The sequence below is a fragment of the Pantoea sp. X-Soil-ISGK-421 genome (assembly GCF_059730785.1).
Genome location: NZ_AP035979.1, coordinates 2,829,905 through 2,843,694, shown reverse-complemented (window position 1 = coordinate 2,843,694; position 13,790 = coordinate 2,829,905). Strand labels below are relative to the sequence as shown.

The window sequence follows — 13,790 nt, the reverse complement described above, 5'->3', positions numbered from 1 at the left end:
TCCTCTGGTGATAATGCCAATGCGTAATAAGCGTAGCTGGTTTTAGCAAGGTCAATTTGTTACGAGGATTCAAATTAAGAGTAACGAAATTTTAACTGAGATGGTTTTTTGAGCGATTCCTTGATCTGATGCGCACGAATACCCCATTTGGGGTAAGTGCAGGCTGGCTCACAGACTTCGGCCCACAGATTCATTGTGGTATTATCGCCGCCTCATTCATTGCTGTGATTCTCCCTTCTATGCTCGAAGTCATTAATCTCTCATGCGTTCGTGATGATCGAACTCTGTTTCATGGGTTGAGCTTCTGTGTGCAACCGGGTGACATTGTGCAGATTGAAGGGCCTAACGGTGCCGGGAAAACCTCGCTGTTGCGCCTGTTGGCGGGATTAAGCCGGGCGGAAGAGGGCGACGTGCTGTGGCAAACACAACCTATTCGCCAACAGCGCGAAATATGGCAACAAAACCTGCTCTATCTCGGCCATCACCCGGGCGTTAAATCCGTACTCTCGCCGTTAGAGAATCTGCATTTCTGGCACGGCAGCAGCAATGAAGACGCGATTTTTGCTGCACTTGAGCAGGTAGACCTGCTGGGTTTTGAAGAGGTGCCAGTGGCGCAACTCTCTGCGGGACAACAACGCCGCGTGGCATTAGCCCGACTGTGGCTCAGCCCGGCGTCCGTATGGATCCTCGATGAACCCCTGACCGCTATCGATAAAGGCGGTGTGGAAAAATTAATGGCGCGATTTACCGCGCATGCCGATAACGGCGGAGCGGTGATTTTGACCACGCATCAGGATCTGCCCGACCACCGTTCTCGCGTGCGTAAAATTCGTCTTACTTCGGAGTGGGCTTGATGTTAGGCCGGGTCATTCAGCGTGAATTAAAAATTGCCTTTCGCAGCGGCGCGGAAGTGATCAATCCGCTGTGGTTTTTCCTGATTGTTATCACGCTGTTTCCGTTAGGTATCGGACCGGAGCCGCAACAGCTGGCGCGCATTGCGCCGGGTGTGGCGTGGGTTGCCGCGTTGCTGGCCTCATTGCTGGCATTGGAACGGCTGTTTCGTGACGATTTTCTTGATGGTTCGCTTGAGCAACTACTTCTGTTGCCAACGCCGCTGCCGGTCACCGTGCTGGGTAAAGTGATTGCGCACTGGCTGATTACCGGGCTGCCGCTGATTTTATTGTCGCCGCTGGCGGCCTTGTTGTTGTCGCTGGATTTTGCCGGCTGGCGCGCGATGGCATTGACGCTTCTGCTGGGCACACCAACGCTGAGTTTTCTCGGCGCGATTGGGACTGGATTGACCGTTGGGCTGCGGCGCGGCGGCGTATTACTGAGTTTGCTGGTATTGCCGTTGTCGATACCGGTGTTGATATTCGCCAGCGCGGCGATTGATGCCGCCGGGATGGGATTGCCGATCGGTGGTTATCTGGCGATTCTTGGCGCGATGCTGGCCGTAAGCGCAACGCTGTCGCCGTTTGCGACGGCTGCAGCCTTGCGTATCAGTCTGCATTAATTCGTGTCGCCCCAGAGCGGCCGAAACCTGAATTCTGTTTATTGTGAGCGATGCAAAAATGTGGAAATGGTTACACCAGTGGGCAAAGCCTGAACGGCTTTACCAGCTATGCGGGCGCGTGATTCCCTGGTTCGCGGTGCTGGGCGTTGGCACGCTGTTACTTGGTTGGGGGTGGGGCTTCGGCTTTGCACCGGCGGATTATCAGCAGGGCAACAGCTTCCGAATTATGTACATTCACGTGCCTGCGGCGATGTGGTCAATGGGTGTATATGCATCAATGGCGATTGCCGCGTTTATCGGTCTGGTGTGGCAGATGAAGATGGCCGATCTGGTTTCAGCCGCGATGGCGCCCATTGGCGCGGTGTTCACTTTTATCGCGCTGATCACCGGTTCGGCCTGGGGCAAACCAATGTGGGGGACCTGGTGGATCTGGGATGCGCGCCTGACATCGGAGTTGGTGTTGCTGTTCCTTTATATGGGCGTCATCGCCCTCTATCACTCCTTTGACGATCGCCGCACTGCCGGTCGCGCTGCCGGGATTTTGATTCTGGTGGGCGTAGTCAATCTGCCGATCATTCACTTCTCGGTGCAGTGGTGGAACACGCTGCATCAAGGTTCATCAGGTATTCTGCAACAGGCCATTGATCCGAGCATGCGCACACCGCTGCGCTGGTCGATTCTCGGCTACTTGCTGGTGTTCGGCGCGCTGACCTTAATGCGTTTGCGTAACCTGATTCTGTTTACCGAGCGCCATCGTCCGTGGGCGATTGATGTTGCACAGGGAGGACGCAAATCATGACGCCAGCCTTTGCATCGTGGAGCGATTTCTTTGCCATGGGCGGCTATGCCTTTTACGTCTGGCTCGCCGTCATCCTCACGTTGATCCCCTTATTGGGTCTGGTGCTGCACACTGTGCTGTTCCGCCGCCGTCTGCTGGCGGAAATTCGTCAGCGTCAGTCGAGAGAGAGCCGTATTCGCGCGGCTAAATCGAAAAAAGCTGCCAGTGAAGCAGCGGGAGAATCCGTGTGAATATCCGTCGTCGTAACCGTCTGTATGTGGCGGTCGCGGTGTTGATCGGGCTTGGCCTGGCGACCGCGCTGGTGATGTACGCGCTGCGTTCCAACATCGACCTGTTTTATACCCCAAGTGAAATTTTGAACGGCAAGGGCGAAGATCATCAGAAGCCTGAGCCGGGCCAGCGCTTGCGCATTGGCGGCATGGTGATGCCGGGCAGCGTCAAGCGCGATCCGAAAACCCTCGCCGTTTCTTTCAAACTGTATGACGCCAACGGCGTGGTCAGTGTCACCTACGAAGGTATTCTGCCAGACCTGTTCCGTGAAGGGCAGGGCGTCGTCGCGCAAGGCGTGCTGGAGGAAGGCAATCTGGTGAACGCCAAAGAAGTGCTGGCGAAGCACGATGAAAAATATACGCCACCTGAAATTGAAGATGCGATGAAGAAGAATCACACAGGACCAACGTCCGCTTATCAGCAGTCGGGTGCGCAATCATGATGCCGGAAATTGGTAGCTTCTTGCTGTGTCTGGCGCTGGGATTGGCGCTACTGTTGAGTGTTTATCCGTTGTGGGGCGCGGCACGTCAGGATGCGCGTTTGATGGCGATGGCGCGTCCACTGACGTGGGGCATGTTTGTCTGTGTCGCCGCCTCTTTCCTGGTGTTGGTACACGCCTTTGTAGTGAATGATTTCACCGTCGGCTATGTCGCAACCAACTCCAACACCTTGCTGCCGGTTTACTATCGTGTCGCGGCCACCTGGGGCGCACACGAAGGTTCACTGCTGTTGTGGGTGCTGCTGCTCAGCACCTGGACGTTAGCGGTGGCGATCTTCAGTCGCGGAATGCCGCAGGATGCGCTGGCGCGCGTGCTGGCGGTGATGGGCATGATTAACCTCGGCTTCCTGCTGTTTATCATCCTCACCTCGAACCCGTTTACCCGCACCTTGCCAAACTTCCCGATTGACGGGCGTGACCTGAACCCAATGCTGCAGGATATCGGTCTGATCTTCCATCCGCCGCTGTTATACATGGGTTACGTTGGCTTCTCGGTGGCGTTTGCGTTTGCCATTGCCTCGCTGATGGCCGGACGTCTGGATACCGCATGGGCGCGCTGGTCACGCCCGTGGACCACCGCCGCGTGGGTGTTCCTGACTATCGGGATTGTGCTCGGTTCGGCGTGGGCGTATTACGAGCTCGGCTGGGGCGGCTGGTGGTTCTGGGATCCGGTCGAAAACGCCTCCTTTATGCCGTGGCTGGCTGGCACAGCGCTGATGCACTCGCTGGCGGTGACGGAAAAGCGCGGCAGCTTTAAGTCGTGGACGGTATTGCTGGCGATTACCGCGTTCTCGTTAAGTCTGCTTGGCACCTTCCTCGTGCGCTCCGGCGTGCTGGTTTCAGTACACTCGTTCGCGTCCGATCCGGCGCGCGGTATGTTTATTCTCGCCTTCCTGGTGATTGTGATTGGCAGTTCACTGCTGCTGTATGCGCTGAAAGGCGGCCAAGTGCGCAGTCGCGTGCAGAGCGAAGCCTGGTCACGCGAATCCTTCCTGCTGGGTAACAACGTGCTGCTGATTGCCGCGATGCTGGTGGTATTGCTCGGTACGCTGCTGCCGCTGGTGCATAAACAGCTGGGTCTCGGCAGCATCTCGGTGGGTGAACCCTTCTTTAATACTATGTTTACCTGGCTGATGGCACCGTTCGCGCTGATGCTCGGCATTGGCCCGCTGGTGCGCTGGCGTCGCGATCAGCCGCAAAAGCTGTGGAAACGCCTTGGTGTTGGCCTGCTGGTGACGCTGATTCTGTCAATCGCGCTACCGTGGGTGCTGCAGGATCGTATTGAGGCCATGACGGTAATCGGCCTGCTGATGTCGATTTGGGTAATCATGCTGACGCTGATGGAACTGCATGAGCGCGCCACCCATCGTCACTCCTTCTTCAAAGGTTTACGTCATCTTTCGCGCAGCCATTGGGGCATGGTGCTGGGCCATCTTGGCGTGGCGGTGACCGTTGTCGGGATCGCCTTTAGTACCCAATATAGCGTTGAGCGTGATGTCCGTATGAAGGCGGGCGATAGCGTCGATATCCACAGTTATCATTTCACTTTCCATGGCGTACGTAACCTGCAAGGGCCGAACTACAGCGGCGGCGTGGCGGTAATCGAAGTGACGCGTGACGGCAAACTGGAAGCGGTGATGCAGGCGGAGAAACGCTTCTATGCAGCAGCGCGCACCATGATGACGGAAGCAGCGATCAGCGGCGGTTTCACCCGCGATCTTTATGCGGCACTCGGTGAAGAGCTGGATGATGGTTCCTGGGCGGTGCGTATTTACTACAAACCGTTTGTGCGCTGGATCTGGTACGGCGGCGTGTTTATGGCGGTGGGCGGTTTATTCTGCCTGTTCGATCCGCGCTATCGCTCACGTAAAAAAGAAGAGCGCGAGGAGCTGGCATGAACAAAAAAATCCTGTTTATCCCGTTAGTTCTTTTTCTGTTATTAGCGGTGGCGCTGCTGTGGCAGCTGTCGCGCAACGCCAACGGCGATGATCCGACGCGTCTTGAGTCGGCGCTGATCGGCAAGCCGGTGCCGGTGTTTAAACTTGAAGCGCTCGATCAGCCGGGCAAAATTTACGATCAACATGTTCTGACCGACGGCAAGCCGATTCTGCTGAATGTCTGGGCAACATGGTGCCCGACCTGCCGCGCTGAGCATCAATATCTCAACACGCTGGCGGAAAAAGGCATTCGTGTGGTTGGCCTGAATTATAAAGACGATCGCAACAAAGCCGTGACCTGGCTGAACACGCTGGGCAATCCATATGCGCTCAGCCTGTATGACGGTAACGGCATGCTCGGTCTGGATCTCGGCGTTTACGGCGCCCCGGAAACCTTCCTGATCGATGGCAAAGGCATTATTCGCTATCGCCACGCTGGCGACATGAACGATCGCGTCTGGCGCGAAGAAGTGAAACCGCTGTGGGATAAATACAACAAGGAGGCGGGCGTATGAAACGGCTGCTTCTCCTCTTTGCGGGCATTCTGCTCAGCACCAGCCTGTGGGCGGCGATTGATACCTATCAGTTCGATTCGGTGCAGCAGGAAGAGCAATACCGCGATCTCACAGCATCGCTGCGTTGCCCAAAATGCCAGAACAACAGCATTGCCGATTCCAATGCGATGATCGCCGCAGACATGCGTCTCAAAGTCTACGAGTTGATGAAGCAGGGTGAAAATCGTCAGCAAATCATCGATTACATGGTGGCGCGTTATGGCAACTTTGTGACCTATGAGCCGCCGGTAACCCCTTCCACGCTGATTTTGTGGGTAGGGCCAGCGCTATTTGTGGTGCTGGGGGCGCTGATCATTATTCTGCGCAATCGTCGCGGTAGAGCGCGTAGCGAACTGGACGATAGTGAACAACAGCGCCTTGCGGCGTTACTCAAGCGTGACGGGAAGCCGTAATGACTGGATTCTGGATTACCCTGATTATTTTACTGCTGGCGGCCATCGCGCTGTTTCTGCGTGCCGGCTGGCGTCAGCGCGAGGCCAGCAGTGGCGATCGCGATCGTCTCAACACCCATTTCTACCAGCAACGCCTGCGCGAGCTGGAACGTGATGAAGAAGAGGGCGTAGTGGCTGAACGCCCGGAAATGGTGCGCGAGCTGCAACAAACGCTGTTAACCGATGTGCCGCAGCAGGATGCCGCTACCCTTCATCGCAGCAGCCGCTGGGTATTACTGCCAGGCGTAATTGTGTTGGTGGTGGTGTCGGTTGGCATGTATCTGAAAACCGGCGGACTCGCGCAGCAGACCGCATTTGTCAGCGTAAAGCAGGAATATCCTGCGTTACGTGCGCGCGTGATGGATCCCAAAGCTCAACCGCTGACCATGGAAGAGCTGGCGCGTCTGCAGCTTGGTCTGCGTAACTCGCTGCAGAACGACGCTACTAACCTCAACGATTGGGCGATGCTGGGCCGCTTAGGCATGGTGCTGAATAACGCCACCGATGCCAGCCAGGCGTTTGAACATGCGCTGCAGCTGGCGCCAGACAATATCGAACTGCAGCAGGATTACGCCGAGGTGCTAACGCGCTCCAGCGATCCGCAGGATAATCGTCAGGCCAACGTATTGCTGAAAGAGCTGCTCAAACGCGATCACAGCGATGTGCGCACGCTGAGTCTGCTGGCGTTTAATGCTTTCGAACAGCAGCAGTACAATGAAGCAATGGGTGCCTGGCAGGTGATGTTGAAACTGTTACCGGCAGGCGATCGCCGCATCACCATGATCGAACGCAGTATTGAACAAGCGAAAACCGCCGCGGGACAGCAAAATAGCAACCTGGCATTGACGGTGAGTTTGACGCCACAGGCAGAAAAAATGTTACCGCAAGGCGGACTGTTGTATATTTCTGTGTCTGACGGTGTTTCACCGGTGCCTGTGGCTGTGAAGCGTTTACCGCTGAGCCACTTCCCGTTATCGCTTACGCTGGATGACAGCAATGCCATGATGCCCGATCGCCTGCTTTCGGCGCAGCATCAGGTGCAGGTCAGGGTGCGCATTTCGCGCGACGGCAGTGCCAATCCTCAGTCTGGCGACTGGTTTGGTTTAAGCGCGGTCACACCCTGGAATGGTCATCAGCAGCTGGCTGTGGAAATTAATCAACAGCAGCCCTGAAGCGATACCTTACTGTTCCGCACAGGGAGAGAAGAATGAATAACCGCCTGACCGGTTTGGCGTTAGCCAGTTTACTGTTGGTGGGTTGCGCCAGCTCAAAACCGGCCGACAATACGGAACCTGCGCAGCGCAGCGATCCGCTGGAAGGCTTTAACCGCACGATGTTTAACTTCAACTATAACGTGTTGGATCCGTATGTTCTGCGCCCGGTGGCGGTAGCCTGGCGTGATTATGTGCCGGTGCCGGCACGCAGCGGTATCAGCAATGTGCTCGGTAACCTTGAAGAGCCTGCCAGCATGGTCAACGCCATCCTGGTGGGTGAACCTCGCCAGGCCGGCGTCCACTTCACCCGCTTCTTCCTGAACACCGTGCTAGGGCTGGGTGGTTTTATCGACGTGGCGGGCAAAGCCAATCCGGAGCTGGCGCGTGAAGTGCCGCATCGTTTTGGTAGCACGCTGGGACGTTACGGCGTCGGTTACGGCCCGTATGTTGAATTACCGGCTTACGGTAGTTTCACTGTTCGTGAAGATGGCGGTGATTTCGTCGATACCCTCTATCCGGTTCTCAGCTGGTTGAGCTGGCCGATCTCGGTGGGTAAATGGACGCTGGAAGGTATTGAAACGCGTGCGCAATTGCTGGATTCCGATGCCATCCTGCGCCAGCAGCAAGATCCTTACGCCTTTATTCGTAATGCCTACTTCCAGCGGCATGACTTTATCGCCAACGGCGGTAAGCTGAAGCCGGAAGATAATCCGAATGCCAGTGCGATTCAGGATGATCTCAAGGATATCGATTCCCAATAAAAGAAAACGGCGACATAACAGTCGCCGTTTTTTTCACGTCTGGCAAGACATCAGAACTTATAGTTGAAGTTCGCGCCGTACAGCCAGGCTTTACCTTCTGAGTTAAAGGTATAGGGGCCTTCTTTGACGGTAACTTTTTGGCCATGCATGTAAGAAACACCCACGTCTACAGATGCATCTTCATTAAACGCGTATGACGCACCGGCGCTCAACCACAGGCGATCCTGATCCGGGATGGAGATAGAGCGCTTATCGGCCGGAACCGGGCTGTCATCAAAGGCGATACCGCTGCGGAAGGTCCAGTTATCGTCATAGAAGTACGTAGTACCCAACGCAATTCGATAGGCATCGTGGAAGCCTTCATCCTTGTAGAACAGCGTCTGGCCATTGCTGCCGGTGGCTTTAAGTTCCTGGAACTGACTCCAGCTGGTGTACGCCAGGCTATAGTGCACGGCCCATTGCGGCGCTACTTTATGCCAACCGGAAACTTCCCACATCTCAGGCAGATTTAAGGTCAGAGAACCCGGGATAGTGGTGCCGCTTGTGCCGTAAGGCAGACCTAAAGCAAGTGCCTGCGGCGTACCATTGAAGGCGGTGGGGATGTTGCTCTTATAGTCACCGTCAAAGTCCACTTTGACTTCTGAACGGTAGGTAAAGCCAAAGCGGTTGTCTTTATCCACTTCGTACAGGATGCCGGCGTTCCAGCCGTAGCTCCACTCATCACCTTTTAAATGCGCAATCTGGGTATCGGCGGGTAATCCAGCTACTGCACCTGCTTCACCGGCATAACGCTCAATTTTCGCTTTGGCGTAGACCGCATCAAATCCGATACCGAAACTGAAGTGTTCATTCAGTCGATAAGCCGTGCTGACATTAAAATTACCGGTCATCAGGTCGGTTTTGCCGCCGTAACCGCCCGCGGTATAACCATCATTAAATTCGGTTGCCAGACCATAATTCGAGGTGGCTGAAGCGCCAATCCACCATTGATCGTTAATCGGCTGTACATAGTGGATATTGGGAATCCACTGGTTTGGGGCAATATTTTTTGAATCAAGGCTGCGACCAGATGGGCTCTGACCGCTGATATCCACTTCAGGATCAATATACACCGCGCCGATGGAGAAAGAGGGGCGATCCATTAACGCCATGGTTGCCGGGTTGCGGCTGGCAGAGGCGGCGGTATCACCCATCGCACCCTCACCGGAATAAGCACGACCTAAACCAATTGCTGAGAATTCATTAAGTTGAAAGCCCGCGGCGTAAACATGAGAACAGACGAGCGTTACTGCAGCTGCCACAGCTGACTTTGCAAACAGGTTTTTATGGTTCATGACCACAACCTCATCTAGATTTATTATTTAACGTTGTTACGTCGCGTAACAAAGAGCGGCGAATTGTAGGGACTGATGGCAAAACCACATATCAGACCAGTGCGACGAGTATAGGTCCGACCTGTGTATTTGTTGCAATAATGTTTTTGAGATATTTCCAATTTGATTGATAAAATCAGATCTGCTTAACAAAATCTTAGCGGTTCACTGACGACAGCGCTTTCAATTTTGTTCTGGATCAATTTTTAGTGTGATATTCGTCACTTAGCGGCGTGATCGTGGATGTGAAAACGCAGCAGGCGTACACTTTGCGGCAGAAAATGATCCGATCATGTTGAATTTATCGTCAGGAGAAAACCATGACTGATGCCATTAAAAAGTGTAGTGCTAACGAAACGGCGGCCTGTTGCTGTGTAGATGTGGGTACCGTTATGGATAACACCGATTGCACCGCAAGCTGGTCTGGTGTATTTGCCGATCGTCATGCGGCGGATGCGATGCTGGCGCATTTGACTGAACGCGCGCGTCAGGTGGAATCCGATCCTTGCGAAATTCGCGCGGATTTTGCCAATGAAGGCGACGCTGTGCGCCTGACTATCGACTTCACCTTTGCCTGCCAGGCTGAAACCCTGATTTTCCAGCTCGGCTTACGTTAATCCCGCCGCTGCCGAACTCCCTTCGGCAGCGTTAACTCTTTTTCGTGTATTCCCTCGCACTTTTTTCCTCTGGTTATTGGCTACTTAGCAACACTTAGTTAACACTGATGATCAGGTCAGACCTGTTTGGCAATGATGCCCCGGTCGAAAATTACAGGTGATTGCAATGAGCAAAGCGCAGCCGCTGCTGACGCGTCAGGGCGAACGTATCGCCATAACCCACGGATTACGAACCCCTTTTGCCCGTCAAGCGACCGATTTTCACGGCATTCCCGCACTGGAGTTGGGCCGCATGGTGATCAGCGAACTGATGGCGCGCAGCGAATTACCGGTCGACGTCATCGACCAACTGGTGTTTGGTCAGGTGGTACAGATGCCGGAAGCGCCCAACATTGCGCGTGAAATTGTCCTGAGCAGCGGACTAAGCGTGCATACCGATGCGTACAGCGTGAGTCGCGCCTGCGCCACCAGCTTTCAGGCGGTGGCAAACGTGGCGGAAAGCCTGATGGCAGGCACCATTGATGCCGGTATTGCGGGCGGCGCGGACTCATCGTCAGTGCTGCCGATTGGCGTCAGTAAAACCCTGGCGCGTGCGCTGGTGGATCTGAATAAAGCCCGCAGCTTCAGCCAAAAACTCAGCATCCTGCGTCGTTTACGCCCCCGCGATCTGATGCCGGTGCCACCGGCAGTCGCGGAGTATTCCACCGGGTTGCGCATGGGCGATACCGCCGAGCAGATGGCGAAAAGTCACGGCATCACACGTGAGCAGCAAGACGGGTTAGCGCTGCGTTCGCACCAGCATGCTGCGCGCGCCTGGCAGTCGGGCGTACTAACGCAGGAAGTCATGCCAGCGTTTGTCCCGCCGTGGAAAGCACCTATCGAGCAGGACAACAATATCCGCTTCAACGCCAGCGCTGCCGATTACGCTAAACTGCGTCCGGCATTTGATCGCCGCCACGGTTCAGTGACCGCCGCCAACAGCACGCCGCTGACCGATGGCGCCGCGGCAGTGATCCTGATGCGCGAAGGGCGCGCGCGTGAGCTTGGCATTCAACCTTTGGGCTATCTGCGTAGCTACGCTTTTACCGCGATTGATGTCTGGCAGGACATGCTGTTGGGTCCCGCTTACGCCTCGCCGCTGGCACTGGATCGCGCCGGCATCACGCTTAACGATCTGACGCTGATTGATATGCATGAAGCCTTTGCCGCACAGACCTTAGCGAACTTAAAAATGTTCCGCGATGAACGTTTTGCGCGCGAGGTGTTAAATCGTCCTCATGCGCTGGGCGAAGTCAATGAAGAACGCTTTAACGTGCTCGGCGGATCGATTGCTTATGGACATCCGTTTGCCGCCACCGGCGCACGCATGATCACGCAAACGTTGCAGGAACTGCGGCGGCGCGGCGGCGGTTTAGGATTGGTCACCGCCTGCGCGGCGGGAGGCCTGGGCACGGCAATGGTTCTGGAGGCCGAATAATGAGCGAATCTGCCTTTCATTTACATATGCGTCTCGACCATGTTGGTGTGATCACCCTCGACGTACCGGGCGAGAAGATGAACACGTTGAAGGCCGAGTTTGTGCCGCAGATTAAAGCGGTGCTGGATCAAGCGCGCAGCCATAAGGATTTGGTCGGATTAGTGTTGATCTCCGGTAAACCGGACAACTTTGTTGCCGGAGCAGATATCAGCATGATCGCCAACTGCAAAACGGCGCAAGAAGCGGAGGCGCTGGCAAAACAGGGACAAGAGGTGATGGCGATGATTGCTGCGCTGCCGTTTCCTGTCGTGGCAGCGATTCACGGTGCCTGTCTTGGCGGCGGTCTGGAACTGGCGCTGGCCTGTGATGCTCGCATCTGTTCGTTGGATGACAAAACGCGTCTCGGTTTGCCGGAGGTACAACTCGGTCTGCTGCCGGGGTCCGGCGGTACGCAACGGTTGCCGCGCCTGATTGGCGTGCAGCAGGCGCTGCCGCTGATCCTCACCGGTAAACAGCTGCGTGCTAAGCAGGCGCTCAAGCTCGGGATTGTGGATGACGCGGTGCCGCAATCGATTCTGCTGGAAACGGCGATAGCACGTGTACATAAAGGAAAAGGCGCACGCCGGGAGCTATCGCGCCGCGATCGTTTACTGCAGGGGCCGATTGCGCGTCAGGTGCTGTTTTCGCTGGCGCGGCGTCAAACCCACAGCAAAACCCAGGGTAACTATCCTGCGGCCGAGCGTATTCTTGACGTGGTGCGCATGGGTCTGGAGCAGGGCAGCAGCGCCGGGCACGAAGCGGAAGCGCGCGCCTTTGGCCAATTGGCGATGACACCAGAATCGGCGGCGTTGCGCAGCCTGTTCTTCGCCTCAACCGCTTTAAAGAAAGAGGCGATGGCCAGTGTTGAGCCGCAAGCGCTGAAGCAGATTGGCGTGCTCGGCGGCGGGTTGATGGGTGGCGGCATCGCCAGCGTCACCGCGCTGAAAGCCGGTTTGCCGGTGCGCATTAAAGACATCAATCTCAACGGCGTGAATCATGCGCTGCAATACAGCTGGGATCTCCTGAGCAACAAGGTGAAGCGGCGCCAGCTAAAGGCGGCCGAACGTCAGCAACAGATGGCGCGCATCAGCGGCGGCATCGATTATCAAGGGTTTAGTCAGCGCGATCTGGTGATTGAAGCGGTATTTGAGGATCTGGCGCTCAAGCAGCAGATGGTCAACGAAATCGAAAGCCATTGCCAGCCGCATACCATTTTCGCCTCCAATACCTCGTCACTGCCGATTGCGGAGATTGCCGCTAACGCGCAGCGACCGGAAAATATTATCGGGCTGCACTACTTCAGCCCGGTGGACAAAATGCCGTTGGTGGAGGTCATTCCTCATGCCAATACCTCGGCGCAAACGCTGGCGAATACGGTGCAGTTGGCACGTCAGCAGGGCAAAACTGCAGTTGTCGTGGCGGATCGTCCCGGCTTTTACGTTAACCGCATTCTCGCGCCTTATATAAATGAAGCGATGCACTGCTTGCAGGAAGGTGAGCCGATTGAGCATATCGATCGCGCTTTAGTGAAATTCGGTTTCCCGGTTGGACCGCTGCAGCTGCTTGACGAAGTGGGAATTGATGTCGGTAGCAAAATCAGCCCGATTCTCGAACAGGCTTACGGTTCACGTTTCAGTGCACCCCCAGCCGCGAACGCAATTCTGGCCGACGGTAGAAAAGGGCGCAAAAACCACCAAGGTTTCTATCTTTATCATCGCTCGCGCTGGCCGGGCAGGCGTAAAGCTGATGCGTCCCTCTACACGTTGTTGAACATCAAACCGCAGGCGAAGCAGAGTGAAGCGCAGATCGCCGAGCGCTGCGTGTTGATGATGCTGAACGAAGCGGCACGCTGCCTGGATGAAGCGGTAATCCGCAGCGCGCGTGATGGTGATATCGCGGCGGTATTTGGCATCGGTTTCCCACCGTTCCTTGGCGGTCCGTTTCGCTATATGGATCAGCGAGGCATTGGCGATATCGTCAACGCATTAAGGTCATTAATGCAGCAGCACGGCGATCGTTTTACGCCGAGTGAGGCGCTGATCGCAATGTCAGAAGAGCAAACGAATTTTTACACTTAAGCACAATCGTGAATAGGCACAGAGATTCAGCGGGTTAGTCAGAGAGCCGCGCAGCGGTAAGCGCGGCACCATTCTGAGATTTGCTTATTTAATAAACAACCGGTTGACTATACTCAAGCCATTGGGGTAAAACACACCGTTCATTCGCAGAATGAAGCGTCTGGTGCTGTGGTACCGGGCGATATCGACAAACAACAGCGGTGCTTT

The 13,790-nt window shown here is 55.5% G+C and carries 14 protein-coding genes; 13 read left to right on the top strand and 1 reads right to left on the bottom strand.

What is annotated here, in order from left to right; genetic code table 11:
• Positions 1-239: 239 nt before the first annotated feature.
• Genes ccmA through mlaA form a run of 10 tightly spaced genes read left to right on the top strand, consistent with a single transcriptional unit; the run spans position 240 to position 7,999 of the window.
• Positions 240-854, top strand: a complete 615-nt coding sequence (gene ccmA, locus AC6I8K_RS13200; RefSeq protein WP_497826872.1) for a cytochrome c biogenesis heme-transporting ATPase CcmA — start codon at positions 240-242, stop codon at positions 852-854.
• Complete coding sequence (gene ccmB, locus AC6I8K_RS13195; RefSeq protein ID WP_008101298.1) at positions 854-1,513, top strand: heme exporter protein CcmB; 660 nt, start codon at positions 854-856, stop codon at positions 1,511-1,513. The genes ccmA and ccmB overlap by 1 nt, the downstream gene beginning before the upstream one ends.
• 58 nt (positions 1,514-1,571) lie before the next feature.
• The gene (locus tag AC6I8K_RS13190; RefSeq protein WP_497826871.1) at positions 1,572-2,312 is read left to right on the top strand and encodes a heme ABC transporter permease; all 741 of its coding nucleotides are present in this window, start codon (positions 1,572-1,574) and stop codon (positions 2,310-2,312) included.
• Positions 2,309-2,542: a heme exporter protein CcmD gene (gene ccmD / locus AC6I8K_RS13185; RefSeq protein ID WP_064739375.1), complete on the top strand. Its 234-nt coding sequence runs from the start codon at positions 2,309-2,311 to the stop codon at positions 2,540-2,542. The genes AC6I8K_RS13190 and ccmD overlap by 4 nt, the downstream gene beginning before the upstream one ends.
• Positions 2,539-3,024 carry a cytochrome c maturation protein CcmE gene (gene ccmE / locus AC6I8K_RS13180; RefSeq protein ID WP_497826870.1) on the top strand — a complete coding sequence of 162 codons (486 nt, stop codon included), beginning with the start codon at positions 2,539-2,541 and terminating at the stop codon, positions 3,022-3,024. Before ccmD ends, ccmE begins: the two co-directional genes overlap by 4 nt.
• Positions 3,021-4,979 (top strand): heme lyase CcmF/NrfE family subunit, encoded by a 1,959-nt coding sequence (locus AC6I8K_RS13175; protein ID WP_497826869.1) that lies wholly within the window; start codon positions 3,021-3,023, stop codon positions 4,977-4,979. The genes ccmE and AC6I8K_RS13175 overlap by 4 nt, the downstream gene beginning before the upstream one ends.
• On the top strand, positions 4,976-5,533 hold the full coding sequence (locus tag AC6I8K_RS13170) for a DsbE family thiol:disulfide interchange protein (protein WP_483817820.1): 558 nt from the start codon (positions 4,976-4,978) through the stop codon (positions 5,531-5,533). Before AC6I8K_RS13175 ends, AC6I8K_RS13170 begins: the two co-directional genes overlap by 4 nt.
• Positions 5,530-5,985: a cytochrome c-type biogenesis protein gene (locus AC6I8K_RS13165; protein ID WP_483817819.1), complete on the top strand. Its 456-nt coding sequence runs from the start codon at positions 5,530-5,532 to the stop codon at positions 5,983-5,985. The genes AC6I8K_RS13170 and AC6I8K_RS13165 overlap by 4 nt, the downstream gene beginning before the upstream one ends.
• Complete coding sequence (gene ccmI / locus AC6I8K_RS13160) at positions 5,985-7,196, top strand: c-type cytochrome biogenesis protein CcmI (protein WP_497826868.1); 1,212 nt, start codon at positions 5,985-5,987, stop codon at positions 7,194-7,196. The genes AC6I8K_RS13165 and ccmI overlap by 1 nt, the downstream gene beginning before the upstream one ends.
• Before the next feature lie 35 nt (positions 7,197-7,231).
• Complete coding sequence (mlaA, locus tag AC6I8K_RS13155) at positions 7,232-7,999, top strand: phospholipid-binding lipoprotein MlaA (RefSeq protein WP_064739369.1); 768 nt, start codon at positions 7,232-7,234, stop codon at positions 7,997-7,999.
• Positions 8,000-8,049: 50 nt separating this feature from the next.
• Here mlaA and fadL read toward each other — a convergent pair whose 3' ends face one another.
• Entirely contained in the window at positions 8,050-9,333 is a 1,284-nt protein-coding gene (gene fadL / locus AC6I8K_RS13150; protein WP_497826867.1) for a long-chain fatty acid transporter FadL, read from the bottom strand.
• Between the two features lie 359 nt (positions 9,334-9,692).
• Between fadL and AC6I8K_RS13145 the strand changes: the two genes are divergently transcribed.
• From AC6I8K_RS13145 to fadJ, 3 genes are all read left to right on the top strand, one after another.
• Entirely contained in the window at positions 9,693-9,989 is a 297-nt protein-coding gene (locus tag AC6I8K_RS13145) for a YfcZ/YiiS family protein (protein ID WP_073991668.1), read from the top strand.
• Positions 9,990-10,155: 166 nt separating this feature from the next.
• The gene (gene fadI / locus AC6I8K_RS13140; RefSeq protein WP_483817817.1) at positions 10,156-11,466 is read left to right on the top strand and encodes an acetyl-CoA C-acyltransferase FadI; all 1,311 of its coding nucleotides are present in this window, start codon (positions 10,156-10,158) and stop codon (positions 11,464-11,466) included.
• On the top strand, positions 11,466-13,583 hold the full coding sequence (fadJ, locus tag AC6I8K_RS13135; protein ID WP_497826866.1) for a fatty acid oxidation complex subunit alpha FadJ: 2,118 nt from the start codon (positions 11,466-11,468) through the stop codon (positions 13,581-13,583). Before fadI ends, fadJ begins: the two co-directional genes overlap by 1 nt.
• The last annotated feature ends 207 nt before the right edge of the window (positions 13,584-13,790 follow it).

What these genes read in the sequence shown, in the direction of transcription:
- ccmA (WP_497826872.1), top strand. Translation starts at nt 240, where the DNA reads ATGCTCGAAGTCATTAATCTCTCATGCGTTCGTGATGATCGAACTCTG.
- ccmB (WP_008101298.1), top strand. Translation starts at nt 854, where the DNA reads ATGTTAGGCCGGGTCATTCAGCGTGAATTAAAAATTGCCTTTCGCAGC.
- AC6I8K_RS13190 (WP_497826871.1), top strand. Translation starts at nt 1,572, where the DNA reads ATGTGGAAATGGTTACACCAGTGGGCAAAGCCTGAACGGCTTTACCAG.
- ccmD (WP_064739375.1), top strand. Translation starts at nt 2,309, where the DNA reads ATGACGCCAGCCTTTGCATCGTGGAGCGATTTCTTTGCCATGGGCGGC.
- AC6I8K_RS13175 (WP_497826869.1), top strand. Translation starts at nt 3,021, where the DNA reads ATGATGCCGGAAATTGGTAGCTTCTTGCTGTGTCTGGCGCTGGGATTG.
- AC6I8K_RS13170 (WP_483817820.1), top strand. Translation starts at nt 4,976, where the DNA reads ATGAACAAAAAAATCCTGTTTATCCCGTTAGTTCTTTTTCTGTTATTA.
- AC6I8K_RS13165 (WP_483817819.1), top strand. Translation starts at nt 5,530, where the DNA reads ATGAAACGGCTGCTTCTCCTCTTTGCGGGCATTCTGCTCAGCACCAGC.
- ccmI (WP_497826868.1), top strand. Translation starts at nt 5,985, where the DNA reads ATGACTGGATTCTGGATTACCCTGATTATTTTACTGCTGGCGGCCATC.
- mlaA (WP_064739369.1), top strand. Translation starts at nt 7,232, where the DNA reads ATGAATAACCGCCTGACCGGTTTGGCGTTAGCCAGTTTACTGTTGGTG.
- fadL (WP_497826867.1), bottom strand. Translation starts at nt 9,333, where the DNA reads ATGAACCATAAAAACCTGTTTGCAAAGTCAGCTGTGGCAGCTGCAGTA.
- AC6I8K_RS13145 (WP_073991668.1), top strand. Translation starts at nt 9,693, where the DNA reads ATGACTGATGCCATTAAAAAGTGTAGTGCTAACGAAACGGCGGCCTGT.
- fadI (WP_483817817.1), top strand. Translation starts at nt 10,156, where the DNA reads ATGAGCAAAGCGCAGCCGCTGCTGACGCGTCAGGGCGAACGTATCGCC.
- fadJ (WP_497826866.1), top strand. Translation starts at nt 11,466, where the DNA reads ATGAGCGAATCTGCCTTTCATTTACATATGCGTCTCGACCATGTTGGT.